Annotated in this window: 23 protein-coding genes; 16 read left to right on the forward strand and 7 right to left on the reverse strand. The window is 72.4% G+C overall.

Annotation, left to right across the window (positions count from 1 at the left end; genetic code table 11):
• The coding region (locus HKK72_RS22395; protein WP_187236372.1) for an ABC transporter ATP-binding protein at positions 1-755 on the reverse strand (755 nt) is incomplete at its 3' end.
• Positions 756-938: 183 nt separating this feature from the next.
• Between HKK72_RS22395 and HKK72_RS22400 the strand changes: the two genes are divergently transcribed.
• Positions 939-4325: a phosphodiester glycosidase family protein gene (locus HKK72_RS22400; RefSeq protein WP_187236373.1), complete on the forward strand. Its 3387-nt coding sequence runs from the start codon at positions 939-941 to the stop codon at positions 4323-4325.
• Positions 4326-4403: 78 nt separating this feature from the next.
• On the opposite strand, the gene HKK72_RS22405 is transcribed toward HKK72_RS22400, so the two are convergent.
• Genes HKK72_RS22405 through HKK72_RS41225 form a run of 3 tightly spaced genes read right to left on the reverse strand, consistent with a single transcriptional unit; the run spans position 4404 to position 5523 of the window.
• Positions 4404-5000: a nitrile hydratase subunit alpha gene (locus HKK72_RS22405; protein WP_187236374.1), complete on the reverse strand. Its 597-nt coding sequence runs from the start codon at positions 4998-5000 to the stop codon at positions 4404-4406.
• On the reverse strand, positions 4997-5269 hold the full coding sequence (locus HKK72_RS40035) for an SH3-like domain-containing protein (RefSeq protein ID WP_410050332.1): 273 nt from the start codon (positions 5267-5269) through the stop codon (positions 4997-4999). Before HKK72_RS40035 ends, HKK72_RS22405 begins: the two co-directional genes overlap by 4 nt.
• Positions 5266-5523, reverse strand: coding sequence for an SH3-like domain-containing protein (locus tag HKK72_RS41225; protein WP_187236375.1), 258 nt, complete (start codon positions 5521-5523; stop codon positions 5266-5268). The genes HKK72_RS40035 and HKK72_RS41225 overlap by 4 nt, the downstream gene beginning before the upstream one ends.
• A 146-nt stretch (positions 5524-5669) precedes the next feature.
• Between HKK72_RS41225 and HKK72_RS22420 the strand changes: the two genes are divergently transcribed.
• The 11 genes from HKK72_RS22420 to HKK72_RS22470 all read left to right on the forward strand — a co-directional run bounded on the left by HKK72_RS22420 (position 5670) and on the right by HKK72_RS22470 (position 17147).
• A complete protein-coding gene (locus HKK72_RS22420) occupies positions 5670-6533 on the forward strand; it encodes an IclR family transcriptional regulator (RefSeq protein WP_187236376.1) in 864 nt (287 codons plus the stop codon).
• Entirely contained in the window at positions 6530-7024 is a 495-nt protein-coding gene (locus HKK72_RS22425; protein ID WP_187236377.1) for a pyridoxamine 5'-phosphate oxidase family protein, read from the forward strand. Before HKK72_RS22420 ends, HKK72_RS22425 begins: the two co-directional genes overlap by 4 nt.
• On the forward strand, positions 7021-8289 hold the full coding sequence (locus HKK72_RS22430; RefSeq protein WP_187236378.1) for a M20 family metallopeptidase: 1269 nt from the start codon (positions 7021-7023) through the stop codon (positions 8287-8289). Before HKK72_RS22425 ends, HKK72_RS22430 begins: the two co-directional genes overlap by 4 nt.
• Positions 8286-9260 (forward strand): ABC transporter permease, encoded by a 975-nt coding sequence (locus HKK72_RS22435; RefSeq protein WP_187236379.1) that lies wholly within the window; start codon positions 8286-8288, stop codon positions 9258-9260. The genes HKK72_RS22430 and HKK72_RS22435 overlap by 4 nt, the downstream gene beginning before the upstream one ends.
• Before the next feature lie 232 nt (positions 9261-9492).
• Positions 9493-10695, forward strand: a complete 1203-nt coding sequence (locus tag HKK72_RS22440) for a substrate-binding domain-containing protein (RefSeq protein WP_187236380.1) — start codon at positions 9493-9495, stop codon at positions 10693-10695.
• Between the two features lie 89 nt (positions 10696-10784).
• A complete protein-coding gene (locus HKK72_RS22445) occupies positions 10785-12284 on the forward strand; it encodes a sugar ABC transporter ATP-binding protein (protein WP_187236381.1) in 1500 nt (499 codons plus the stop codon).
• Between the two features lie 8 nt (positions 12285-12292).
• The gene (locus HKK72_RS22450) at positions 12293-13276 is read left to right on the forward strand and encodes an ABC transporter permease (RefSeq protein WP_261987075.1); all 984 of its coding nucleotides are present in this window, start codon (positions 12293-12295) and stop codon (positions 13274-13276) included.
• Complete coding sequence (locus HKK72_RS22455; protein WP_187236383.1) at positions 13269-14312, forward strand: sugar kinase; 1044 nt, start codon at positions 13269-13271, stop codon at positions 14310-14312. Before HKK72_RS22450 ends, HKK72_RS22455 begins: the two co-directional genes overlap by 8 nt.
• Positions 14309-15103, forward strand: coding sequence for a bifunctional 4-hydroxy-2-oxoglutarate aldolase/2-dehydro-3-deoxy-phosphogluconate aldolase (locus HKK72_RS22460; RefSeq protein ID WP_187236384.1), 795 nt, complete (start codon positions 14309-14311; stop codon positions 15101-15103). The genes HKK72_RS22455 and HKK72_RS22460 overlap by 4 nt, the downstream gene beginning before the upstream one ends.
• Entirely contained in the window at positions 15100-16002 is a 903-nt protein-coding gene (locus tag HKK72_RS22465) for an amidohydrolase family protein (protein ID WP_187236385.1), read from the forward strand. The genes HKK72_RS22460 and HKK72_RS22465 overlap by 4 nt, the downstream gene beginning before the upstream one ends.
• Positions 16002-17147, forward strand: a complete 1146-nt coding sequence (locus HKK72_RS22470; RefSeq protein ID WP_187236386.1) for a pyridoxal phosphate-dependent aminotransferase — start codon at positions 16002-16004, stop codon at positions 17145-17147. Before HKK72_RS22465 ends, HKK72_RS22470 begins: the two co-directional genes overlap by 1 nt.
• A 56-nt stretch (positions 17148-17203) precedes the next feature.
• Here HKK72_RS22470 and HKK72_RS22475 read toward each other — a convergent pair whose 3' ends face one another.
• Positions 17204-17656 (reverse strand): DUF3592 domain-containing protein, encoded by a 453-nt coding sequence (locus HKK72_RS22475; RefSeq protein WP_187236387.1) that lies wholly within the window; start codon positions 17654-17656, stop codon positions 17204-17206.
• Between the two features lie 164 nt (positions 17657-17820).
• On the opposite strand from HKK72_RS22475, the gene HKK72_RS22480 reads away from it, so the two are divergent.
• Together HKK72_RS22480 and HKK72_RS22485 are read left to right on the forward strand one after the other, a co-directional pair.
• Positions 17821-18660 carry an alpha/beta hydrolase gene (locus HKK72_RS22480; protein ID WP_315987389.1) on the forward strand — a complete coding sequence of 280 codons (840 nt, stop codon included), beginning with the start codon at positions 17821-17823 and terminating at the stop codon, positions 18658-18660.
• Between the two features lie 194 nt (positions 18661-18854).
• Positions 18855-19829, forward strand: coding sequence for a zinc-binding dehydrogenase (locus HKK72_RS22485; protein ID WP_187236388.1), 975 nt, complete (start codon positions 18855-18857; stop codon positions 19827-19829).
• 140 nt (positions 19830-19969) lie between these two features.
• On the opposite strand, the gene HKK72_RS22490 is transcribed toward HKK72_RS22485, so the two are convergent.
• Positions 19970-20416: an SRPBCC family protein gene (locus tag HKK72_RS22490; protein ID WP_187236389.1), complete on the reverse strand. Its 447-nt coding sequence runs from the start codon at positions 20414-20416 to the stop codon at positions 19970-19972.
• A gap of 188 nt (positions 20417-20604) precedes the next feature.
• Between HKK72_RS22490 and HKK72_RS22495 the strand changes: the two genes are divergently transcribed.
• Complete coding sequence (locus HKK72_RS22495; protein WP_187236390.1) at positions 20605-23403, forward strand: AAA family ATPase; 2799 nt, start codon at positions 20605-20607, stop codon at positions 23401-23403.
• A 7-nt stretch (positions 23404-23410) separates the two neighbouring features.
• Here HKK72_RS22495 and HKK72_RS22500 read toward each other — a convergent pair whose 3' ends face one another.
• A complete protein-coding gene (locus HKK72_RS22500) occupies positions 23411-24004 on the reverse strand; it encodes a TetR/AcrR family transcriptional regulator (protein WP_187236391.1) in 594 nt (197 codons plus the stop codon).
• Between the two features lie 166 nt (positions 24005-24170).
• Between HKK72_RS22500 and HKK72_RS22505 the strand changes: the two genes are divergently transcribed.
• Positions 24171-25130: an alpha/beta hydrolase family protein gene (locus HKK72_RS22505; RefSeq protein ID WP_187236392.1), complete on the forward strand. Its 960-nt coding sequence runs from the start codon at positions 24171-24173 to the stop codon at positions 25128-25130.
• Positions 25131-25210: the final 80 nt, after the last annotated feature.

The raw sequence follows: 25210 nt of genomic DNA on the forward strand, positions 1-25210 counted from the left end.
ACCGCATGGAGGTACGCCGAGAGCGGCGGCGACCGCACGTCGATGAGCGGATCACCCTCCGCAGGCCGGGGGTCGCCGTCACTCGGTCGACGCGACGTGGTGCTGGCGGGCAGTTCCTCCAGATGGTGGGTGACCAGGACGCTGGCGAGATCGGAGTGGTGTTCGCGCAGCTCGTCGATGCTCTCGAGCAGGTGTTCGCGGGCCGCGACGTCGAGCCCGGTGGCGGGCTCGTCCAGCAGCAGAAGGCGCGGTCGCGGCATGAGGGCGCGAGCGATCAGCGTGCGTCCGCGTTCGCCGTGGGAGAGGTTCGGCCAGCGCGCCTCGCGCAGTCGTTGCAGGCCCATGAGCGTCATGAGCTCGTCGGCGCGGTCGAGGTCGTCCTGACCGGGCGACCAGCGGGGGACGAGCTCGATGGTGCCGGTGGCGCCGGTGAGCACGACCTCGTGCACGGTGCGGGCCGACGTCAGCGGGTGGTGCGGGTTGACGTGGCCGAGTCGGCCGCGCAGTTCGTGTACGTCCACCCGGCCGAGCCGGTGCCCGAGGATCTCGGCCTGTCCGCGGGTCGGATGCCGGTAGGCGCCGAGGACGCTGAGCAGCGTGCTCTTGCCGGCGCCGTTGGGGCCGAGCAGGGCCCAGTGCTCGCCGGGCCGGACGGTCATCGAGACCTGGTCGAGCAGGAGTCGCTTGTCACAGACCAGGTCCACGCTCTCGACGCGCAGCACGGCGGTATCGCGGGCGAGGGGCGTGGGCGGCATCAAGACCCTTCCGGCGGACGTCATCGGGTGAAGCCCAAGGTTAATCGCCGGCCGGACCGGTGTTCTCAGCGGTCCGGCCGGTAAAGATTGTTCACCGGGAGGATCACGTCCGGCCATGCGCGGTACGGGCGACCGCCGATCAACTCACGCTAGCTTCCTCGCACCATCGCCGTGGAGGCTCGCATGCGCGCACGTTCCTTGTCGGTTGCGGGCACCCTCATCCTGGGGGCCCTCGGCACGCCCGCGTTCTCGGCGCCGGCCTGGGCGAACCCGTCTCGCCTCGAGAAGCCGGCGTACCAGACCACCGTTCCCGGCGAGTCGGTCGAGGCCGACCGGGTGGACCTGCCAGTGGCACCGGGGATCGTCCGCACGACGTTCGACACCTTCGGCCGCGCCGGGTGGACGCGGGTGCACGTGCTCGGCGCCGACCTGCGCGACCGGTCGACCGGTGTCGACCTGATCGCCGGCAAGGTCAGCGAGGTGCGGCCGCTGTCGCAGGCCGCCGACGCCCAGCGCTCGGTCGCCGCGGTCAACGGCGACTTCTTCAACATCACCGAGACCAACGCCGCGATCGGCCCGGAGATCCAGGACGGCAGACTGCGCAAGGGCACCGACCGGCCGTCGACGGTGGTGGGGGTCGGTACGGACGGGATCGCCCGGCTCGCCGACCTCATGATCAAAGGCACGGTCACCGTGGCCGGCGCCGAGCGGCCGCTCGCCGCCCTCAACTCGGCCACGGTGCCGGCCGACGGCATCGCCGCCTTCACCCCGCAGTGGGGCCCGGCGTTGCGCACGCTCATCCACGACGCCGGCCCCTACACCGAGCTCGTGGTACGAGGCGGCGAGGTCACCGCGGTGAGCGACCGCATCACCACGACGCCGGTGCCGGACGACGGGCTCGTCCTCCTCGGCCGCGGCACCGCCGCCGCCGCGCTGGCCGCGACCACGCCCGGTGACGCCGCTGCGCTCTCGTTCGCACCGCAGACCACCACCCCGCTGCGCATGGCACTCGGCAGCGGGGACGTCCTCGTGCGCGGCGGCAGGCCGATCGACTTCCCGCCCAGCACCGGCAACGACGCGCTCAAGCCTCGCACCGCCATCGGCTGGCGGGACGGCGGGCGCCGGCTGCTCCTGGTCACGGTGGACGGATCGGCCGCCTTCTCCGCGGGGCTGAGCTTCGACGACACGGCGAAGCTGATGGCCCGGCTGGGCGCCACGGAGGCGTTCATGCTCGACGGCGGCGGCTCCAGCGAGCTGGTCGCGCGACGGCCCGGCGACACCGGTGTCAGTGTCGTCAACCGCCCCTCGGACGGCAACGAGCGGCCGATACCGAACGGCGTGGGCCTGTTCAGCCGCCGGGGGTCGGGCACCCTGCAGGGACTGGACGTACGGCCGAACGCCGACCGGGTGTTCCTGGGCCTCAGCCGCGACGTCGCGGTCGCCGGCCACGACGAGACGTACGCGCCGGTGCCGATCGGCGGGCGCCGGGTCGACTGGTCGGCCGCGCCGGGCGGGCTGGGCCGGGTGACCGGCGGTGTCTTCCGCGCCCTGTCCCCGGGATCGGGCCGGCTTCGCGCCCGGTCCGGCCCGGCCGACGGTGAGCACGAACTGCGGGTGCTCGGCCCGCTCCACCGGCTCTCCTTCACCGGCCGGGCGGCCTCGATCGACCCCGGCGAGACGATGATCGTCGGGATGACCGGGTTCGACGCCGACGGGTTCGACGCCGCCGTGGCCCCACGCGACGTGTCCCTGGACTACGACCACGACGTGATCGACGTGGCGGCCGAGCCCGACGGACGGCTTCGCATCACCGGTCGCGGCGACGCCGGCGGCAAGGGCACGACCCTCACGGCGAGCGTGCGCGGGGTGACGGCCCGGCTCCCGGTGACGGTCGGCCTGATCGACCGGTCGCTCGCCGAGTTCGAGCCCGCCGAGAGATGGACCGCGTCGTCGGCGCGGGCGACCGCGTCGGTCGCCACGGCCGAGGCCGCCGACCGTCCGGACGCCGGCCCCGGCAACCACGCCCTGCGGCTCACGTACGACTTCACCGGCCAGCCCAGCACCTCGGCGGGGTACGCGGTCGCCCAGCCGACCCCGATCACCCTGCCCGCGGGCGCGAAGGGACTCGCGCTGTGGGTCAAGGGCGACGGCCGCCGGCACTGGCTGCGCGCCACCCTGCGCTCGCAGGGCACCACGAACGTGCCGTTCACCTTCGCCGAGAGCGTCGACTGGACGGGCTGGCGGCGGATCGTGGGCACCCTGCCCGGCGGGTTCTCCGAACCGATCACGCTGACCAACATCTACGTCGTCGAGACGGCACAGGACAAGAAGGACGCCGGCGAGCTGCAGTTCGACGGCTTGGCCGCACAGGTCGGGCAGCGGTCCGAGGCCGGTGAGGCGCCGAAGCCGGACCCCTATGTCCTGGAGCAACGCGGCGTGGGGCGCGATCGGTGGACGTTCGCGGTCATGTCCGACCTGCATGTGAGCGCGGCGGCCGGCCCAGGGTCGTTCCCCGCCCGGCAGGCGGCGACCGCGCTCGACCAGGCCGTCGCGGCCAAGCCCGACTTCCTGCTGATCAACGGCGACTTCGTGGACGGCGACCGGCCCGAGGACTTCGCGTTCGCCACAGGGCTGCTGCGCGATCACGTACCGGCCGGTCTGCCGGTCTACTGGACGCCGGGCAACCACGAGTCGGGTACGTCGGCGAGCGGCACACTCGACGCATTCGTCGCCGCGACCGGCCGGCCGACCCGCCAGGTGTTCGACCACAAGGGCACCCGTTTCATTCTGCTCGATTCCCACTCGGGCAGCCTGCGCACCTCCGACTGGGCCCAGGTGCCGAAGCTGCGGGCCGAGCTGACGCAGGCTTCGGCCGACCGCAAGGTCACGGGCGTCGTGGTCGTCTTCCACCACCCGCCGCACGACCCGTCGGGGGCCGGGACGTCCGAGCTGTCCGACCAGCTCGAAGCCGGTCTCGTTGAACGCTGGCTGGCGGATTTCCGCGAGGGTTCCGGCAAACCTGCCGCGGTGTTCAGCGGTCACGCGCACACCGCCGCCGCCACCCGCGCCGACGGCGTCCTGGAGGTCAACACGCCGGCCGTGGGCAAGACGCCGTACAGCTCCGCCGACCAGGGCGGGTTCTTCGGCTGGATGCGGGTCGGCGTCGACGCCGACCCCGCCCGCGTGCGGCGCGGCCTGCCGAGCCCGGCCACTCGCGACTGGCTGGAGGCCGAGAGCCGGCCGGTCATCGACGGGATCGAGCTGTCGGCGCCCGAACGGCTCACGGAGGGCGCGTCCGGGCAGGTCTCGGCGACCGGCGTCACGAGCGGCTTCGGCCTCAGGTTCCCGCTGCGCTATCCGGCCAGCGTCACCTGGAGCGGCGGCGCGGGCCTCGTGGTCGCGGAGTCGGAGCGCCAAGCGCGTGCCGCCCGCCTGCGTCACGGCACCCGGGCCGTACTCGACCTGACCGGCGGCACGCTCACGGCGGTCCGTCCGGGAACGGTCACGCTCACCGTCGCGTCCGGGGGCCATAGCAGGTCGGCGACGGTCACGCTCGATCCGCGGCCCTGACGGGCGGGCCGCCGGCCGCCGGCTCGCTCGGCTCGCCGTGGTCACACCGCAGCCGTGCCGATCAGGTTGCCCTGCCGATCAGACTGCCGCCGTGCCGATCAGGCCGTTCCGGGTGACGAGCGCGGCGAGGTCGTCCGCCGGCAGATCGCCGGTTCCGTCCGGCCGGCGCGGCAGCACCAGGTAGCGGGTCTCGGCGCTGGTGTCCCAGACGGAGATCTCCACGTCGTCCGGCAGAGTGAGCCCGAACTCGGCGAGCACCGCACGTGGCTCCCGCACCGCCCTCGACCGATAGGCCAGGCTCTTGTACCAGCTCGGTGAGGGCCCGAGCAGTGAGATCGGGTAGCAGGAACAGAGCGTACAGACGATCATGTTGTGCCGGTCGGGTGTGTTGGCGACCACCCGCAGCCGGTAGCCGCCGCCTCCGATTCCGAGCGTGGGGAATCCGAGTTCGGCCGCGCCGGCCGAACCATCGGTCAGCAGCCGCTCCCGGAACGCCTCGTCGGTCCACGCCCGGGCCACGATCCGCGCGCCGTTGACCGGGGTCGCCGTGTCGAACAGCCGGGTCAGAATCGCGTCCAACGCCTCGTCGTCGGTGAGCCCGGCGGCGATCACGCGCTCCTCGAGCCGCCGTACGCGCGCGGCCACCGGCAGGTCCTCATGGCCGTGCCCCGTCACCGTCCGGCCTCCTCGAGATAGGACTCCCACAGATCGACGGTCACCGTGTGCGTACCTTCCCCCCACAGGTCGCCGGCGGGGAACCGCACCGCGTAGACGGTCTCGACGCGTGGCGGCGTGATGCCACGAGCGCGGTCGTCGGGCAGCGGCCACTCGCCCTCGGCCTCGATGACCTCTCCCACCTGTCCCCGCACGTAGCGCGGCAACCGGATGTGGTGGTCGGGGTCCAGCGGCCGGGCCCGTACCCGCGCCCCCGGGGGGAACCTCATGCGACGCCCTTTTCCGTGACGAGCGTCTCTATGGCCCGCAGCCAGCGCTCGTAGTAGGACGCCGCGAGGTACTCCTCCGGTGGGATCAACTCGATCGCGTCGCGGAACTCGTCGAGGTTGTAGACCCCTCGCCCCAGTAGCGCCCTGTTCAACGCGAAGACCCGCGCCTCCCAGTCTGCGTGGAACGGCGGCCCGTCCTCAGGATCGAGCGGGCCGAAGCCGGTCTGCCCGCCGACATCGTGGACTCTGCTCACACCAATCGACGTTAGCCCACGCCCGCCCGGCTGCCCATCACCGCAGATCGGCGGTGGGGACGAGTCGTGCTGAAACGGTCAGCGACCTGTAATCCATGCCAAGAATCCCTATACGCCCCGGAAAAGTTCTGCTAAAAATGGACGCTATGTCCAGACCGAAAGTGGACGCTGCGTCCAAAGTTGCCGGTGGTGCCACTGGTACCGCCAAAGCGCTGGTCAAGGGGGTGGCCCTCGTCGACCTGATCGCCGCGAACGGGCCGCAGCGTGTCACCGATCTGGCGGAGGCGGCCGGAGTGCCCCACCCCACGGTCCTGCGACTGCTCGAGGTGCTCATCGCCCACGGCATCCTGCGGACCGATCAGAGCGGCACCTACGATCTGGGCCCCCGGCTCGCGATCTGGGGCCAGCGCTATCTCGGCGGGCTGGACATCCGGCGTGAGGCCGAGGACCTCATGGCGGAGGTGTCCAGACGGACCCGGGAGACGACCTTTCTCGGCGTGCGCGACGGCGACCGCGTCCTTTACGTGGCGAAGGCCGACAGCCCGCAGGCCGTACGCCCGGCCGCGGTGGTGGGCAGCACCAATCCGCTGCACAGCACGGGGATCGGCAAGGTCCTCCTGGCGTACGCCGACGAACACACCGTGACCGGATATCTGCGCGGGCCCCTCGCCGCCAGGACCCCCAACACGATCACCGATCCGCGTCGGCTGGCCGACGAGCTGGCGATCACCCGCGACCGCGGCTACGCCATCGACGAGGTCGAGAACGAGGACGGCATCCGCTGTGTCGCCGTTCCGGTCAGCGACCACACCGGGGCGGTGATCGCCGCCCTGTCGGTATCGGCGCCCGCCTACCGATTCTCCCGGGATGACCTGCCCGCCGTCGCACTGGTGGCGCGGGACGCCGCGGCGGCACTGTCGGCGCGCATGGGCAGTCACGGGACGGCAGCGGACACCGAACCGGCGAGCCGGCACGACACGAGTCCGCGCAATCAGCAGGAGATGACATGAGCAGCGACCCGACCGCCTCGCCAGGCTCCGACGAGAGCTGGCGCGGCAAGGTGGGCAGGCTGGCCGACGAGGAGTTCGCGGCGTTTCTCGCCGAGGACCACATCGCGCGGCTGGCGTGCCTGGACGACGAGGGATGGCCGTACGTCGTGCCGTGCTGGCACGAGTGGGACGGGAGCTCCTTCTGGGTGGTCCCGCGCGGCCGCGCCGCATGGGGCCGGTACCTGGCGAAGGAACCGCGCTGTGCGCTGACCGTCGACGAGGCGGGCACCCAGCGGAAGGTCATCGCGCAGTGCCGCGCGCATCTCGCCGAGGAGCCGAACACCGGCGGCGCGTGGGTGCCGATCGCCGAACGCATGAGCCTGCGCTATCTCGGTGAGAACGGCCCCCGCTACCTCGAGCCCACCCTCGGCCAGCCGCGATGGCTGTTCCGGCTCGAACCGGTGCGCATCCAGACCTGGCAGGGGCAGGACTGGGCGAGGCGTTACAAGTGAGCCTGGAACGGGCGGGCGAGGTGACCGGCGATACGGCTGGTGGCGCGCCCGGCGACACTGACGGCGATGTCGTCGCCCTCGCGCGAGAGCTGATCCGGGTCCCGAGCCCGAACCCTCCCGGCGATGAGAGGGCGGTAGCCGAACGCGCGACCGAGCTGGCCGTCGCGGCCGGGCTGCCCTCGCCGAAGGTGCTGAGCCGTTCCGCGGAGCGGCCCAACCTCCTGTTCGACGTGGGCTTCGGCGCCGGTGGCCGTCATCTGGTGTTCTGCGGCCACCTCGACACCAAGCCCATCGGCGACGCCACCTGGGCCGCCGACCCGCTGGGGGCCGAGATCGACGGGGACCGCCTCTACGGGCTCGGCTCGGCCGACATGAAGGGCGCGCTGGCCGCCATGATCGTGGCGGTCGCCCGGCTCGTGCGCGACGGCGTGCCGCGGGCCGGCCGCGTCTCGCTGCTGTTCACCGCCGACGAGGAGGACGGCGCCCACTACGGCGCGCAGTTCCTCGCCGAGACCCTGGACCTGCGGGCCGACGCCGTCCTCATCGGGGAGCCCGGCGGTCTGGACGACGACTACGACCAGTTGCATCTGGGCAGCCGCGGCATCGCCCGGCTGCGGGCCACCGCCTACGCCCGGCAGGGACACTCCAGCCTCTCCGGCCGGCCGGGGACCCGCAACGCGGGCGTCGACGCGGCGCGTGCCGCGGTCGCGCTGGCCGATCGGCTCGCCCCGAGAGAGCCGGCCGACCCGCACGGTCTCGTGGGCTGGAACGCCACGGTCAACACCGGTCTGGCCTTCCGCGGCGGTGTCGGCTACGGAGTGCTCCCGGACCGGATGGGCGTCGACACCGAGGTTCGGCTGCTGCCCGGGATGGGCCGCGAGGACGTGCGGGAGCCGGCGGCCGAACTGCTCGCCGAGCTGGCCCGGGCGACCGGCGCCGATCTGCGGCTGGAGTTCGACGAGCAGGGCTTCCTGCCGGGTACGGTGGCCGACCCTGCCGGGGCGCTGCCCTCGGCGGTGCGGCGCGCCGCCGAGCGGGTGCTCGGCAGGGTGCCGCCCGACGCCATGTTCCCGGGTACGACCGACGCGAGCTGGCTGCAACCGGCTTGGAACGTTCCGGTGCTGCCGGCCTTCGGGCCGGGCCTCCTGCGGCGCTGCCATGGGGCCGACGAGTGGGTCTCGGTGACGGCCCTGCGGCAGGCGGTGGAGCTGTACGCCGACATCGCGGAGACCTTCTGCGCCGGCCCTGGTGAGGAGTCGCCGTGACGGGCCGCACGGCGGCGGCCGACCGCGTCGACATGCGCGGCCTGGTCACCGCCCTCACCCCCCTGAGCGGCCTGGTCGTGCTGCTGGTGGCGGCCGCCGTGCTGACGCCGGACTTCTTCGCCAAGGCCAACCTGACGCTGGTGCTGTTCCAGGCCGGGCTGATCGGCATCACCGCGGTCGGCCAGACCATCGTGCTGCTCGGCCGGGGCATCGATCTGTCCGTCGGCGCCGTCATGGGCCTGACCACGGTGATCGTGGCGGTCCACACCGACGGGGACGGGGGCCGGCTGCCCGCGGCCATCGCGCTGGCCGTGCTGGCCGGGCTGGCGATCGGCCTGGTCAACGCCGGGCTCGTGGTGCTGCGCGGTGTGCCGCCGTTCGTCGCGACGTTCGCGGTGTTCGTCATGGTCCAGGGCGCCATCACGGCATGGACGAGGGGAGCGCCGGCCGGCGACATCCCCGACGCGCTCCGTCCGCTCGGGTCGGACCGGCCTCTGGGCGTTCCGGTGCCGCTGTGGCTGTTCGCGGCCGTCGCGGTGGTGGCGGGCGTTGTTCTGGCCCGTACCGGCGCGGGCCGCAGGCTGTACGCGACGGGCGCCAACCCGAGGGCGACCGCCCTGTCGGGCATCAGGACCGGGCGGGTGATCGCCGTGAGCTACGTGGCCTGCGCGCTGCTCGCCGTGCTGGCCGGTCTGATCAGTGCGGGCTACGCCGGCCACGTGGACGCCCAGCTGTCACGAAGCCTCGATCTGAACTCGCTGGCCGCCGCGGTCATCGGCGGAGTGGCCCTGACCGGCGGGCGCGGGCACATCGGGCACACCGTGATCGGCGTGCTGCTGCTGTCCGTGCTCATCGTGTGGATGATCCAGCTCGGAGCGGGGATCGGCGGGCAGCTCGCGGTAGAGGGCGCGGCGATCCTGGCGGCCACCTGGCTGCGGCAACGGGGCTCACCCGCGGGAGGAGGTACCTGACCGGCCCCGGGGACTCCCGGAACGCCTGCCGCCGCCGTCATCGCGCCGGCGACACCGGACATCGGATATCGGACATCACCGTCGTCTCATCACCAAGTCGATGTCGCACATCGCACAGCACAACTCGAAGTAGTCGCAATCACGCGTCGGCGGGGGTGGGGGGTCCACGTCGCCGCTTCGAGGCCCCGGTCCGCCTTCCGGATCGGGACCAGGCACCAAGGAGGACAGATCCGTGCTGTTCAGAAATCCCCGGCGCATCGGCCGCCGGAACGCGCCGGTGACGGTGCTGGCGGTCACCGCCGTGAGCGCGCTGGCGCTCAGCGCCTGTAGCGGCGAGCGAGAGACCGCCGGCGGCGGCCAGAGCGCGAGCTCCGACTGCGCCGGCGCCGCCGAGGCGCAGCAGCAGTACGCCGCGACGTGGCGCACCGCGGGAGAGGCGATCGGCCTGTCCGGCCTCACCCCCGGGCAGGTGAAGGTCTGCCAGAACGACACCGCCAAGTACAAGAAGGCGGCGCCGGCCGGCGGATACCGGATCGCGTTCGCGGCGCAGGGCCCCACCAACTCGTGGGCGCTGACCAACGAGGAGGCGTTCCGCTACCACGCCCAGCAGAAGGGCGCCAAGGTGCTCTACGCCTCGGCCAATGGTGACGTGAACAAGCAGGTGGACAACGTCCAGCAGCTCGTCGCGCAGCGGCCGGACGCCCTCGTCGTCGTCCCCATGGGCGACGCGATCACGGGTCAGGTCAGGGCCGCTGCAGGCCAGGGCATCCCGGTCGTGGTGTGCGCCGGCCGTCTCGGCGGCGACACCGGAGTGGTCAGCACCGTCACCCGTGACTACGAGCTGCAGGGCACCCTGTGGGCCGAGTGGGTGGCCAAGCAGATCGGCGGCAAGGGCAAGATCGCCATGCTCTCCGGCATCGCCGGCGTTCCCACGGCCGAGCTGCCCAAGGCCCAGGCCGAGAAGGTGTTCGCCCAGAAGTACCCGGGCATCCAGGTCGTGGCGAAGCAGTACACGGACTGGTCGGCGACCAAGGCCAAGACCGTCGCCGCGCAGCTCCTCGCCCAGCACCCCGACCTCGACGCGATCTGGTCGGACTCGGCCATCAGCGACCTCGGGGTCTATGAGGCCTACACCGAGGCGGGCAAGCCGGTTCCCCCGGTGACGGGCGACTCCTCCAACGCCTTCCTCAAGGCGGTCAAGGGCAAGAAGGTGAAGTTCGCCCTCGGTTCCTTCCCGCCCGAGCAGAGCGCCCAGTGCCTGGACGTCGCGTTGGACGCCCTCGCCGGCAAGGCCGTGCCGAGCCAGGTCAACGTCGACGCCGCCGTGTTCAGCGACGCCGAGACCGACAAGTACGCCCGGCCGGAGTGCAGCGAGAACCTGTGGGTGCCCTCCAGCCTGCCCGACGACCTGCTGAAGAAGCTGAAGCTCTGCTGAACCGCTCCCCGCTCCGGACCGGCCATGCACGGCCGGCCGGGCCGGAGCGGGGACGGTCGCCGGCGGCTCGGCGAGAAAGGAGGTTGATCTTGGAGAAGCCGATACTCGAGGCGCGTGACCTGGTCAAGAGCTTCCCGGGCGTACGCGCGCTGTCCGGGGTGAGCCTGCTCTGCCACCCCGGGCGCGTACACGCCCTGCTCGGGGAGAACGGCGCGGGCAAGTCCACGCTGGTGCGCATCCTGACCGGCAACCAGGCGGCCGACGAGGGGGAACTGCTCGTCGACGGCCGCCCCGTGCACCCCGCCGACCCGCGCGAGGCGCTGGCCTACGGCGTGACCGCGGTCTACCAGGAGCTCACGGTGCTGCCCGAGCTGCCGGTGACCGACAACGTCATGCTCGGGCAGGAGTCGACCCGGCGCGGCCTGCTGCGCCGCGGCCGGCAGCACGAGGTCGCGCGCGAGGCCCTGAAGCGGGTCGGGCTCGGCGACGTCGACCCGCGAGCTCGGGCCGGCACACTGTCGGCCGCCGCGCAGCAGCTCGTCGAGATCGCGCGGGCGCTCGTGCGGGGCAGCCGGGTCGTGCTGCTCGACGAGCCGTCGGCGCTGCTCGCCGGCGACCGGCTGGATGCGCTGCACTCCGTGGTCCGGCAGCTGACTGCCGACGGGGTCGCGATCATCTACATCACCCACCGCCTCGAGGAGGTGGCGGCCCTCGCCGACGACGTGACCGTGTTGCGCGACGGCCAGGTGGTGTCCTCGGGCCCGGCGGCCGACTACCCCGTCGATCGCATCGTGCGGGAGATGGTCGGCCGTGCCGTCGACACCGTCTTCCCCACCGCCACCGAGCCCGGCGACGAGGAGGTGTTCACCGTCCGTGGCCTGATTCCGGCCGGAACGGCCGGAACGGGATTCGACCTCACCGTGCGAGCGGGCGAGATCGTGGGCGTGGCCGGGCTGCTCGGCTCGGGCCGCAGCCGGCTGCTGCGCGCCCTGGCCGGAGCGGAACGCCCTGCACAGGGCACGATCAGCGTCGCCGGCCGGCCGGTGCGGTCGTCGGTGCGCGCGGCGGTGGCGGCCGGAGTCGTCCTGGTGCCAGAGGAGCGCAAGACCGAGGGGCTGGTCCTGGACCTGCCCGTACGGGCCAACGTGACCCTGGCCGACCTGCGGTCGGTCGCGGGCGGCGGCTGGCTGTCGGCGGCCCGCGAACGCGAGGCGTACGCCAAAGAACGCGACCGGCTCGGCATCCGCGCCTCGGGACCGGACCAGGAGACCCGCCAGCTGTCGGGCGGCAACCAGCAGAAGATCGTGCTGGCGAAGTGGCTGCGCACCAGGCCGCGGGTGCTGCTGCTCGACGAGCCGACCCGCGGCATCGACATCGGCGCCAAGACCGAGATCTACCGGATCATCGCCGAGCTGGCCGCGGAGGGACTCGCGGTGGTGTTCGTCTCCAGCGAGCTGCCCGAGGTGACCGGGCTGGCACACCGTGTCCTCGTCTGCCGGGGCGGGCAGGTCGCCGGGGAGCTGAGCGGAGAGCGAATCGACGAGGAGCACATCATGCATCTGGCCCTCGGCACCCAGGAGGTGCCCTAGTGACCACCATGATCGCGACCGGCCCACCGCCCGCGACCCGGACCCGGCTGGCGACGGCGCTCGCCACCGCGGCCCGCACGGGCGCGGCGGCCTGGGCGATCGTCGCTCTCGTGGTCGTGGGGCTGACCATCGCCGAGCCGGCCGGGTTCTGGGCGCCGGTCAACATCGCGAACGTGCTCACCATGACCGTGGTGCTCGGCCTGGTCGCGCTCGGCCAGCACGTCGTGGTGCTCACCGGCGGCATCGACCTGGCGGTCGGCTCCACGGCCACCCTGTCCGCGCTCCTGACCGCCATGATGATCGACGGCTATCCGGTCCGGACCTTTCCCGTCGTGCTCGGCATGCTGCTGCTCGGCGCGCTCGTGGGCACGGCACACGGGCTCATCGTGGCGAACACCAGGATCCCGGCGTTCGTCGTCACGCTCTCGACGTTCTATCTGATCCAGGGCGTCACGTTCATGATCAGCACCACGCCGAGCGGGCAGGTCACCAAGGTGCTCACCGACCTCGGCATGCGCCGTTTCGGCCCGTTCCCCGAGGCGCTCGCCGTTCTGATCGTCGCGATCGTCGTGATCGCCGTGCTGCTGCACCGCACCGCGTTCGGCAGGCACGCGTACGCCGTCGGCGGCGACCAGGCGGCGGCCCGGTCGGCCGGGGTGCCGGTCCGCCGCACGCTGGTGCTGGCCTTCCTGATCGCCGGGACGCTGGCGGCGGCGGCCGGTGTGATCCTCGCCGCCCGGGCGTCGGTCGGCTCGCCGACCGCCGGTCAGGGGCTGGAGCTGTCGGCGATCACGGTGGTCGTGGTGGGCGGCGCGTCCCTGCTCGGCGGCCGGGCCAGCCTCACCGGCACGCTGGGAGGGGTACTGCTGCTCGCACTGGTGGAGAGCTCCTTCACCCTGCTCCAGCTGCCCGCGACCGCATCCGATCTGATCCGCGGCGTGGTCATCCTGGCCGCCGCCGCTCTCTTCGTCCCGAGGTCCGACCGTGAATGAAAGCTCCCCGCCCCGCGTCATCGGGCTCGGCGAGTCGCTGCTGCGGCTGTCGGCCCCCGGACACGAGCGTCTTGAACAGGCCGCGCATCTGCAGGTGCACGTCGGCGGCGCGGAGCTGAACGCGCTCATCGGCGCCGCCGCGCTCGGACTGTCGGCCACCTGGGTGTCCCGGCTGGCCGACAATCCTCTGGGCCGCCGGGTGGCCGCGCACGCCGCGACGTACGGGGTCCGCTCGATCGTCGACTGGGACCCGGACGCGCGCGCGCCCCTGTACTTCGTCGAACACGGCGCGCCGCCACGGCCGTCGGAGGTGCTGTACGACCGGAGCGGCACGGCGATGGTGGGGCTCGGCTCCGGCACGTTCCCGTGGCAGCGGCTCGTGGCCGGCGCCGACGCGGTGCTGTGCAGCGGCATCACCTGTGCCATCGGAGACGGGCCGGCGGCGGCGGTCAACGCCCTGTTCGCCGCCGCGCGGGACGCGGGGGTGAGGACCGTCTTCGACGTCAATCACCGCAGCCGCATGTGGTCGTGGAACCAGGCGGTGCCGGTGCTGACCGGCGTACTGCCGCGGGTGGACCTCCTGCTCGCCGGGCGCGAGGACCTCGTGCGCCTGCTCGCGGACGGCGACCGTGACGGCGACGGCGATGGGGGGCTTGACGGGGGCCGTGACGGCGGCCAGGGACAGGTGGCGCTGGCCCGGCGGGCGATCGAACGGTTCGGGCACGAGATGGTCCTGCTGCGCGACACCGTCCAGCTCAGCTCGCGCCGGGTCACGGTCAACGTGACCGCGGTGACCGCCGACGACGTGTGCACCAGCAGCGCCTACGAGGCGGAGGTGGTGGACGCCTTCGGCACCGGCGACGCGGCACTGGCGGCGTTCCTCTCCGGCCGCCTGTCCGGAGAGGACCTCGAGGCCTGCGTCGACAAGGCCGCGTGGGCAGGGGCGTTCCAGCACACCGTTTCGGGCGATGCCTGGCAGGCCCGCCCCTCGGAGCTGGCCCGGCGTGGGGCGCCGGCCCGCAGGATCCTGCGATGAGCGGCCGGACGCAGGGCGCGACGAGCGGTGAGACGGCCGGGCAGACCGACGGGGAAATGAGCAGCGCGGAGATGAGCAGCGGGATGAGCAGCGGGATGAGCGACGAGACGTACGACCGGACCGGCGGCGAGGCGGGCGGCGACACGGCGTCGGCGCTCCGGGTGGTGGGCGCGGTCGCCATCCTCCGCCTGACCGACCACCGCCTGATCGTGGAGGTGGGACGCGCTCTCCACGATGCCGGGTTGACCGCCATGGAGATCACTTTCGATCATCCCGCAGCGCCGGACGCGCTCAGCGAGCTGCGATCGGCCCTTCCCGCGACGGCACTGCTGGGGGCCGGTACGATCCGCACCCCCGAGCAGGTCGAGCTGGCCGCCTCGTGCGGAGCGCGCTACTGCGTGAGCCCGCACACCGATCCGGCGCTGATCCGGTCGGTGCTGGCCGCCGGCCTGGAGCCGCTGCCCGGGGCGGGGACCGCCACGGAGGTGGCCACCGCCCAGGACTCCGGTGCGAGGCTGATCAAGCTCTTCCCCGCCGGGGCGATGGGGCTGTCGTATCTACGGGCTCTGCTCGGCCCGTTCCGCGGCACGTCGATCGTCCCCACCGGGGGGATCCGGCACGAGGAGGTCGGGGAGTGGCTGGCCGCGGGTGCGGCCGCGGTCGGGCTCGGCTCGGACCTGGTGCCCGCGGCGCCGGCGGCAGCCGACCTGCCGGGCATCGCCGCGCGGGCCGCGCGGGTCGCCGCCCAGATCAAGGCCGTCCGCGCGCCGGGCGGCGGAACCGCACCATGATCGTCGACGCGCACGTGCACGTGTTCCGGCCCTTCAGGGTGCACCCCCGGGTGGTCGACGACCTCGCCCCCGCCGAGCGGGACGCCCCGGTGGAGGACCTGCGCGCCGCGATGGCCGCCGCCGGGGTCGACCGCGCGGTCCTGGTGCCGCTCGGCTCCGAGGACGACTACGTGGCCGAGGTGCTCGCCGCCGATCCGGACAGGTTCGCCGCCGTGGCCGTGGCCGATCCGGACACCCAGGGACGGACGGCGGGCGTGAACCCGGTCCGGCTGCTGCACGCACGGCTGACCCGCGGCTTCGGCGCCCTGCGCACCCAGTGGCTCGGCGAGCCCGGGCGCCCGCTGGCCGAGTCGCCGATGCTCCCCGTACTCCGCGAACTGGCGGTCGGCGGGCTGCCGCTGTGGAGTTACCTGCCGCCCGAGCAGCTCCCGCTGCTGCGCGCGCTTCCCGACGAGGTGCCCGGTCTGCGCGTCGTGCTCAACCATCTGGGCTTCGCGCCGCACGACATGCGGGTGGACGCGCACGGCCGGCCGGCCTTCGACGACCCGTTCCCCCCGCAGGTGATCGACACCGTCATGGAACTGGCCGCGTGCCCGGACGTCCACCTGATGTTCTCGGGGCAGTACGCGCTTTCGGGTGAGGCGCCGCCGTACTCCGACCTCAGCGGCGTCGTGGCGGCGTTCGCCGGGGCTTACGGGGCCGACCGGATGCTGTGGGCCTCGGACTACCCATGGACGCGGGAGCGTCCAGGCCTGGCCGAGCTGCGCACGCTCGCCGAACGCATGCTGCCGGACCTGTCGGAGGCCGAGCTCGCGGCCCTGCACGGCGGCACGGCGCTCCGGCTCTTCCCCTCGCTGGCCTCCAGCACATCGTCACCACTTTCCGGACCGGAGGACTGATGCCTTCCATCGCACCGCACGTCGACGAGATGCCCCGCTCGGGCATCCGCGCGATCATGGACCTCGCCTGGCAGCTGACCGATCCGGTCATCGGACTGCACGTCGGCGAGCCCAGCTTCCCCACGGCGCCGCACATTCTGGAGGCCGTGGCCGACGCGGTGCTCAAGGGGAACACCCGTTACGTGCCGAACGCCGGCCTGCCCGCGCTGCGCGAGGCCATCGGGGCCAAGGTCCGCACGCGCAACGGCATCGACGCCGCCGACGAGCAGGTCATCGTCACCGCCGGCGGAATGCAGGGCCTGCACCTTGCGCTCGCCGCGGTCGTGAGCGCCGGCGACGAGGTGCTGGTGCCCGACCCGGGCTGGCCCAACTTCGCCATGGTGGTGCAACTGCTCCAGGCCACGCCGGTGCGGTACGAACTGCGCGCCGAACGCGGCTTCCAGCCCGACCCGGAGGAACTGGCGCGGCTGGTGTCGCCACGCACCAGGGCCATCCTGGTCAACTCGCCGGCCAACCCGCTCGGGGCGGTCACCCCCGAGCCGCTGGTCCGTCGGCTGGTCGGGTTCGCCGCCGAGCACGATCTCTGGCTGGTCTCCGACGAGTGCTATGAGTCCTTCACGTTCGGTGTGCCGCACGTCAGCCCGGCGGCCTACGACACCGACGGCCGGGTGCTGAGCTGCTTCAGCTTCTCCAAGACCTACGCGATGACGGGGGTGCGGGTCGGCTATCTCATCACGCCGCCCCGGCTCGCGCCCGTGTGCGCCAAACTCCAGGAGCCACTGATCGCGTGCGTCAACGCGGGCGCGCAGTTCGGCGCGCTGGCCGCTCTCACCGGCCCGCAGGACCAGGTCGACGAGGCGCGGGAGACCTACCAGGGTCGCAGGGACGCCGCGATGGCGCTGCTCGACGAGGCCGGTGTGCGCTACCTGCGCCCCGAGGGCGCCTTCTACCTGTGGCTCGATGTCGCCGACCGGTGCGGCGACGACGTCACCGACTGGGCCGTACGGCTGCTGCGCGACCGGGGCGTCGCGGTCGCGCCGGGCACGACGTTCGGCCCCGGCGGGGAGGGCTGGGTGCGGGTGTGCACGGCGACCGCCACCGACGATCTCCTGGAGGGTCTGCGCCGGCTCGTCGCCTACCACTGAGCCCGAGCCGGCGCCGCCGCTCTTCGACGTCACCGGCCGCCTCGCCGCCACCACGCTCAGCGGGACCGGTGACGCAGGCGCGTCAGTCCCCGGGCGGCCGAGCCTGCGCCGACCACCAGAAGCGCCAGCCCGGCGGAGAACTGCATGCGGTGGACGCGGCGCCGGGTACTCGACAGGGTGATGACAGGAGAAGGCCGGCCCGGTGCGTACGCGACGGTCAGATTGTCCCCCTCGTCGTACGCGCCCGCGGCGATCCCGCCCAACTGCACCCGCCGGTGCTCCTGACCCTCGGCTTGGTAGGTGACGAAAACCGTGACGTGGTCGGGAGCGGGGTGTTTGCGCGGGGACGTCACACGATCGACCACCGTGGCATGGGCGCGCTCGGTGTAGTCGGAGTAGCCGGTCGGGCTCTCGTACAAGAGCATGCACGCCAGGACCACGGCCGATGCCCCGATGACGATGAGCCTCGAGGGGCTCACCGGTCTGCGGCGTTTTCCCAACCAGGTCACCGGTCTCTCGATTCGGCCCGACCATCGCCGAAGCGCCAGTTCACGTGTGTCGATCGTATCGGCCTCGAATCGCCCGAGTCCCTCGAGACCGCTCGGCTCCGGGCGTCGTCATGCGGTCGCGAAGGATGCCATGCGGGCACGCCCGACGGTGTTGTAATGAGGGAGTGCCGAGCTGGGCTCCGCCGCTGATCCGCCTGCTGCTCGTCGCCCTCTTGGTGTCGGCGGTGTTGATCACGGTGGTGTGGATGGGCCAGCGGAAGTTGATCTACTTCCCGGAGGGTGGCCCGCTCCCTCCGCCGGACACGTTCGTGCCCGGTGGCAGGGAGGTGACCTTCCGGACCGAGGACGGCGTGTGGCTCGGCGCGTGGTTCTTTCCCGCGGTGGGGCCGTCCGGCGACCAGGCACCCGTCGTCCTGGTCGCGCCCGGCAACGGCGGCAACCGTACAGCGCGGGTGCCGCTCGCCGCCGCGCTGGCGGCCCGTGGCGTGGCCGCGTTGCTCGTCGACTACCGGGGGTACGGCGGCAATCCCGGAAAGCCAGGTGAAATGGGGTTGTACCGCGACATCCACGCGGCGTATCGCCATCTCACCGATGAGATGGAGGTGCCGCCGAATCGCCTGTTCTACCTCGGTGAGAGTCTCGGGACGGCCGTGGTCTCCGAACTGGCCATGACCCATCCGCCGGCCGGGCTGATCCTGCGCTCGCCCTTGGTCGACCTCGCCTCCGCGGGCAAGGCGCACTACCCGTATCTACCGGTCGGAGTACTGCTCAGGGACCGGTTTCCGGTGGCCGAGCGGGTAGCGGCACTTCGGGTGCCGACCGTCGTGGTGTACGGGACGGCCGACTCGATCGTGCCGCCGGAGCAGAGCCGCGAGGTCGCTCGCCGCGCCGCCGGGCCGACGCGCCTCGTGGCGGTGCCCGGAGCCGACCACAACGACCGGGCTCTGCTGGACGGCCCGCAACTGATCGACGCTGTCGTGGAGCTGGCCGGGACGCCCCGCTGAGAATCCCGGCCGCCGTCCGGCCGAGCGACGCTCGGGCGCTCGCTTTCGACGCACGGGCAACCGCTCGACGGCATGTCATTCCTACTGACGGCCGTCTACCACGCGTGATGTGTGGGTCATGGCTCTGTTGACCTCAACTTTGGTCGAGGTTGAAGACTTCCGTGTGCGGGCAACGGACAAGGAGAGTGCCGGACATGTGGGCGATACAGGCGACGCGGTTCGGGGATCCCGAGGTGCTGGCGATCAGAGAGATGCCGGACCCGGTCGCCGGGCCGGGACAGGGGGTGGTCGAGGTCTCCGTCGCGGATGTCCTCTTCGTCGAGACGCAGATCCGGCGTGGTCTGGCTCGCGAGTACTTCACGGTGGAGCCGCCGTACGTACCGGGCAGCGCGGTGGCCGGGCAGGTGATCTCCGTCGGAGAGAGCGTGGATCCCGGCTGGGTGGGCCGGCGCGTCGCCGCTCACACGGGCGGAGGCGGCGGCTACGCCGAGCGGGTCGCGGTCCCGGCGGACGGCCTGATCCCGGTGCCCGACGGGTTGGGCGTGCGCGAGGCGGCGGCGCTCCTGCACGACGGGCCCACCGCGTTGGGCGTGTTCGAGGAAGCCCGGATCCGGCCTGGGGAATCGGTCCTGGTCACCGCAGCGGCCGGCGGTATGGGCGTCCTGCTGGTGCAGCTGGCGCACACGGCCGGAGCGCGAGTCACCGCAGCCGCCCGTGGCAAGCAGAAGCTGGATGTGGCCCGGGAGATGGGCGCCGTCTCCGTTGTCGACTACAGCCGGCCGGGCTGGCCCGAGCGGGTGCGCGAGGCGTGCGGTGGTGGGGGGCCTGACGTGGTCTTCGACGGTGCCGGAGGGCAGATTGGCGGGGCGGCGTTCGAGATCACGGCGCCTGGTGGCCGGTTCTCCGCACACGGCGCGCCCAGCGGCGGATTCGCCGAATTCGATCCGCGCGAGGCGGAACGACGCGGGGTGACCGTGCGCGGGATCGAGGACGTACGGTTCGCACCGGCGAAGGTGAAGCGGCTGGCGGCGCGGGCGCTGGCCGAGGCGGCGGCGGGCCGGATGAGGCCGGTCATCGGCCAGACCTTCCCGCTGGCGCGGGCCGCCGACGCGCACGCCGCGATGGAGGCTCGCGACGTCGTCGGAAAGACCTTGCTGCTGCTGACCTGAGGACACCAGAGCGACCCGGCCCTGGTTCAGCGGCCGCAATGACCGGACTCGGACATGACAGCTTGCCGGCGAGGACGCCGGCCGGCTCCTTCATGAGCATGTAGTGCCATCCGGCCCCCCGATGGGCGATGACGTTTCTTTCAGGACGCCTCGACGGCCGCCTTGATGCGCTGGGCGAAGGCGTCGGCGTCCTTGCGTGCCGCGCTCAGCGCCAGGCCGGCGAGGAGTTTGCCGAGACCGTGGCCTTCGAGGACGTTGAAGACTCGCAGACGGGTTCCGCCTTCCGGGGTCGGCGTGAGGTCGTAGCCGCCCTCGCCGGCCGTCACGAGATTCTTGGAGATCTCGGTCCACCGGATTCTGGCGGACGGCTCGAATTCGGTGATCCGGAACTCCCGCTTGGTCTTCAATCCCGCATCCTTCACCGTGCTGGCGTATACGGTGCCCACCGCGGTCGGTCCCTCCGTCGACTTCGCGATGTGCAATACCCGGGGACTGAACTTGGGATCGTTCCGACCGTCGGCCAGGAAGGCGAAGACCTCTTCGATGGGGCGGTCGATGTCGATCGTCGCCTCGAACTGACCGGCCATGGTTTCTCCTCTGGTCGTTCGCGCCCCTTGCTGGGGTGCATAGTGCATTGTCGCAACCAGGCTTGCGAAAAGAGCTTGCATGCCGGAATCCCGCCACGTTTCGACGTCGGCCCGCGGCGCACGGATGCTCCGGAAGCCTGGGACCGACGGTCTGGTCCGGGGCCACCGGGTCGCTTACCGTGTGCTTGATGATTGTCTGTCGTGGCAGGGAGCTCGGCAGGCTCGACGAGTTGCTCGTCAGCCTGGGCGCCGGGGACGGGCGCGCTCTCGTCGTGCGTGGCGATCCCGGGATCGGCAAGACGACGATTCTCGACGCGCTGGTCGCGCGCTGCGGCGACGACTTCGAGGTGCTGCGGGCCGGTGGGGTGGAGACCGAGGCCGAGTTGGCGTTCGCGGCGCTCTCCGACCTCTTGGCACCGCTGATCGGGGATCTCGATTCGCTCCCGGCACCGCAGTCCGCGGCGCTCAGCGCCGCTCTCGCGCTCGGCCCCCCGGCTCCTGGAGATCGCCTCGCCGTCTGTGTGGCCACTTTGGGCCTGCTGCGCGCAGCAGCCATCAGACGCCCTGTGGTCGCCGTCGTCGACGACGTCCAGTGGCTCGACGCGGCCTCGCGCGAGTGCGTCCTGTTCGCGGCGCGCAGGGCCGGTGGGTCGGTGGCGGTCGTCCTGGCGGTCCGCGACTCCGCGCCCAAGGTCGCCCTCGATGGCGCGGGGCTTGCGGTGCTGCGGTTGGAGCCACTGCACGGCGACGCGTCGCTGGAGCTGCTCGGGCGGGTCGCGCCGGATCTCGCGCCGCCGGTCGCCGGCGCGATCGCCGAGGCGGCGGCGGGGAATCCGCTGGCGCTTGTGGAGCTGCCGGCGACGCTCACGCCCGACCAGTGTGCCGGCGTCGCGGAGGTCGAGCTGCCGTTCGCTCCCAGTACCCGGCTCCACGGGGCGTTCGCCGGCCGGATCGCCGAGCTCGATCCGCTCGCCCGGCGCGCGTTACTGGTGGCGGCTACGCATGTGGGAGAGGACCTGACCACCATCTCTTCCGCGTGCCGCGCCGCGAACACGGACGTGGCGCGGCTGGCGCACGCCGAGGATCTGGGGCTGGTCCGCCTGGCCGCGGGACGGGTGATGTTCTCGCACCCGATCAATCGCGGCGCCGCGTACCACGTGGCCAGGCCCGCCGAGCGTCGGCGCGCCCACCGAGCGCTCGCGAGCGTGGTCGAGGGAGACCAGCGGGCTTGGCATCTGGCCGCGGCCGCCGTCGGACCCGACGAGGACGTGGCCGCAGAGCTCGAGCTGATGGCGGGCGGCGCCGCCGCGCGGCGCGGATACGCGTCGGCCTCGGCCGCGCTGGAGCGAGCGGCACGGCTCTCGCCCGTCAAGGACGACGTCGCCCGCCGCCTCCTGGCGGCCGGTCAGGCGGCGGGGGCGGCCGGGGCGCAGGACCGGTCGCTCGCCCTCGTCGTCGAGGCGTCGGCCGTGGCGAGTGATCGGGGCCTGCGGGCGCACGCCCAACATCTGCGAGGCCGCCTCATGGTCTGGAGCGGAAACCCGGCCGAAGCGACGGCCCTGCTCGTCGCCGAGGCAGAGCGCGCCGCCGGGCACGATCCCGTCCTCAGCGCCACGATGCTCGCGGACGCCGCCAACGGCGCCGCGAACACCAACTCCTATCATCGAGCGGAGGCGCTCGCGCGACGTGCCGTCGCCTTGCTCGGAGACCGCGGCGAGGCGTCCGCGCGTGCGGCCGTGCTCGCGATGCTCGGCTGGGTGCTGCTGCTACGCGGCAAGGCGCCGCAGGCCCGGCCCGTGCTGAGCGATGCCGAGCACCTCGCCCAGGGGCTGGATCCGCTCGGCCCGCACTGGCCCTGGCTGCATCTGCTCCTACGAGCTCGCTGCCCCCTCGAAGAGCTCGAGCGGGCCCGGACGGAGAGCATCGCCCTCTGCGAACGGGCCGGCGACGCGGGTGCCCTGGCCACGCTGAGCAGTGCGCTGCTCGTCGCCGCCGACGCCGAGTTCCGCCTCGGCCGCTGGGACCTGGCCGATGCCACGACGCTCGAGGCCATCCGCGTGTCCGCCGACACCGGGCAACCCGCCTGGCGCGGCGTCGCGCTTTCCACCCGCGCTCGTCTCACCGGAGCGCGCGGGCTCGAGGAGGAGAGCCGCGCTGCCGCGCTCACCGCGCTGGGTCTCGCCGAGACCCTGGGCTTCAGCGCGGGGCTGCGGTACGTGCACGGGGCGCTCGGCTTCCTCGAACTGGGGCTCGATCGGGTGGATCAGGCGATCGCGGAGTTCGAGACCGTCGCGCACATCGTCGAGGGTTCGGGCATGGAGGAGCCGACGATCGTCCCGTGGGCGCCGGACCTCTTCGAGGCATACGTCCGAAGCGGCCGCGGCACGGACGCACGGCGGGTGCTCGAGACGCTCGAGCGCCAGGCGGCCTCGTCGGGCACGGCGTTCGCCGCTGCCGCGGCCGCCCGCTGCCGCGGGATGATCGAGGAGGACTTCGAGCCGCATTTCGCCAAAGCACTCGCCCTCGACGATCGCCGTCCGATGCCGTTCGAGCGGGCGCGGACGCTGCTGACCCTCGGACGACGGCTGCACCGCGCCTGCCGGCGTGCCGAGGCGCGCGAGCGCCTGCGCGAGGCGCTGGCCGGCTTCGAGCGGCTCGGTGCGGCGGCCTGGGCCGAGCAGGTCGTCAACGAGCTGCGTGCCGCGGGAGCGCGCCGCCGCGTTCCCCGCGACGGTACGCTCACCGCGCAGGAGCTGCGGGTGGCGGCCGGCGTCCTGCGGGGTGCGTCGAACCGCGAGATCGCCGCCGAGCTGTTCCTGGCGCCGAAGACGATCGAGTTCCACCTGCGCCAGATCAACCGCAAACTCGGCACGCACTCGCGCAGCCAGCTCGCCGCGACGCTCGCGCGCCAGGAGATCTCATCCAAGCTCGCGCGCGAGGCCTCCTCCGGTGTGACGGATCCGGCCGATACCACCGGGGGCTCCTAGCGCCGCATCAGGATGACTGCGGTCGCTGTAGTCCCTGAAGGAGCAGTTCGACCAATCGGCGGGGGTCATAGCGCGGGTCGCTGTCCCCGATGCAGAGGTTGCCGATGCCGCGCATCAGTTCGTAGGCGTGCGTGCCGGGCCTGATTTCGTCGGCGTTGACCGCGGCGTCGAGCAACTGCGCGCAGGCGGGCACCAAGCGGTCGAGGAAGTAGGTGTGCAGCGCGTCGAAGCCGCTGCTGTCCGATTGCAGCGCGTTGGCGAGCCCGTGCTTCGTGACCAGGAAATCAACGAAGAGGTCGACCCACTGACGGAGTGCTGCGAGCGGAGAGCCGGCACTGGCCAGCAGGGTCGGGCCGGCCTCGGCGCAGGCCTCGACCTGGTGGCGGTAGACGGCGACGACGAGATCCGCCCGAGTCGGGAAGTGGCGGTAGATCGTCCCCATCCCGACGCCCGCTCTGGCCGCGATCTCCCGGATCGGCGCGTCGACGCCGGAGGTGACGAACACCGCGGCGGCGGCGGCGAGCAGCGTCTGCTGGTTGCGCAGCGCGTCGGCCCGCTTGCTTCGAGCCGGCACCTCCCCGGACTGGCCTGAAGCGGGCACCACGTTCTCCTTCCGACGGCCGTTGACAAAGCGGAACACTGCTCCGTATATTAATCGGAACAACGCTCCGCTTTTAGCTTAGCTGAAGCGGGCCGCTCCTGTCCGCCTCACCCGCCGCCGACCGAAAGAGATCGGCAGCAGAGGCCATTGAATGGAAGTGCACATCATGAGTGACTCGACCTACCCAGCCGACTCCTTCAGCGCGCCCGCTCCTGTCCTTTCGGTCAGTCCGGTGGTGTTGTCGGCTCCCGGCCGAGCCGTGGATCTGCAGGTGCGGGTCTCCGCGCCCGTGACCGGGAGCGACCTGCCGGTCATCCTCCTCTCGCACGGTCAGGGCTACTCGAACAACCTGTCCTCACTGAACGGCTACGCCCCCCTCGCCAACTTCTGGGCGGCGCACGGCTTCGTCGTGATCCAGCCCACCCATCTGAGCTCCAAGACGCTGAGCCTGGATCCCGATACCCCCGGGGCGCCTCTGTACTGGCGATCGCGGGCCGAGGACATGAAGCGCATCCTCGACCGGCTCGATGTGATCGAGGCCGCCGTCCCGCAGCTCCTCGGACGCCTGGACCGAAGCGCGGTCGCCGTGGCCGGGCACTCGATGGGCGGGCACACCGCGAGCCTGCTGCTGGGCGCCCGGCTCACTGATCCGCTCGACGGAACGGAAGTGAACCTGGCCGAGCCCCGGATCAAGGCGGGTGTGCTGCTTGCCGCGCCCGGCAGAGGCGGCGATGCCCTCAGCGAGTCCGCGGCCGAGAATTTCTCTTTCTTCTTGACCACCGATTTCTCTGAGATGACGACGCCCGCGCTCGTGGTCGCCGGCGATAAGGACGCCTCCGGCCATCTGACGGTTCGGGGCCCGGAATGGCACGCCGACCCGTACTTCCTCTCCCCGGGCCCCAAGTCCCTGCTCACCCTGTTCGACGCAGAGCACGGGCTCGGCGGGGTCTCTGGATATGACGTCGCCGAGACCACGGACGAGAACCCCGAGCGAGTGTCCGCGGTTCAGCGGCTCACCTGGGCCTACCTCCGCACCGAGCTCTACCCTGGGGATCCCGCTTGGCAGGCGACGCGTGACGCGCTGACCGCCGGACCCGACCCGCTCGGACGGGTCGAATCCAAGTAAGCCCGAAGAGCGCGCGGTGCGCCCCGGCGAAGGCGGAGGTGGCCGCCTGGGGCCAGCGGCTTAAAGACCAGGGTTTCGCC

Origin of the sequence: Actinomadura sp. HBU206391 (genome assembly GCF_014323665.1) — a bacterium.
Lineage (GTDB): Bacteria > Actinomycetota > Actinomycetes > Streptosporangiales > Streptosporangiaceae > Actinomadura_C.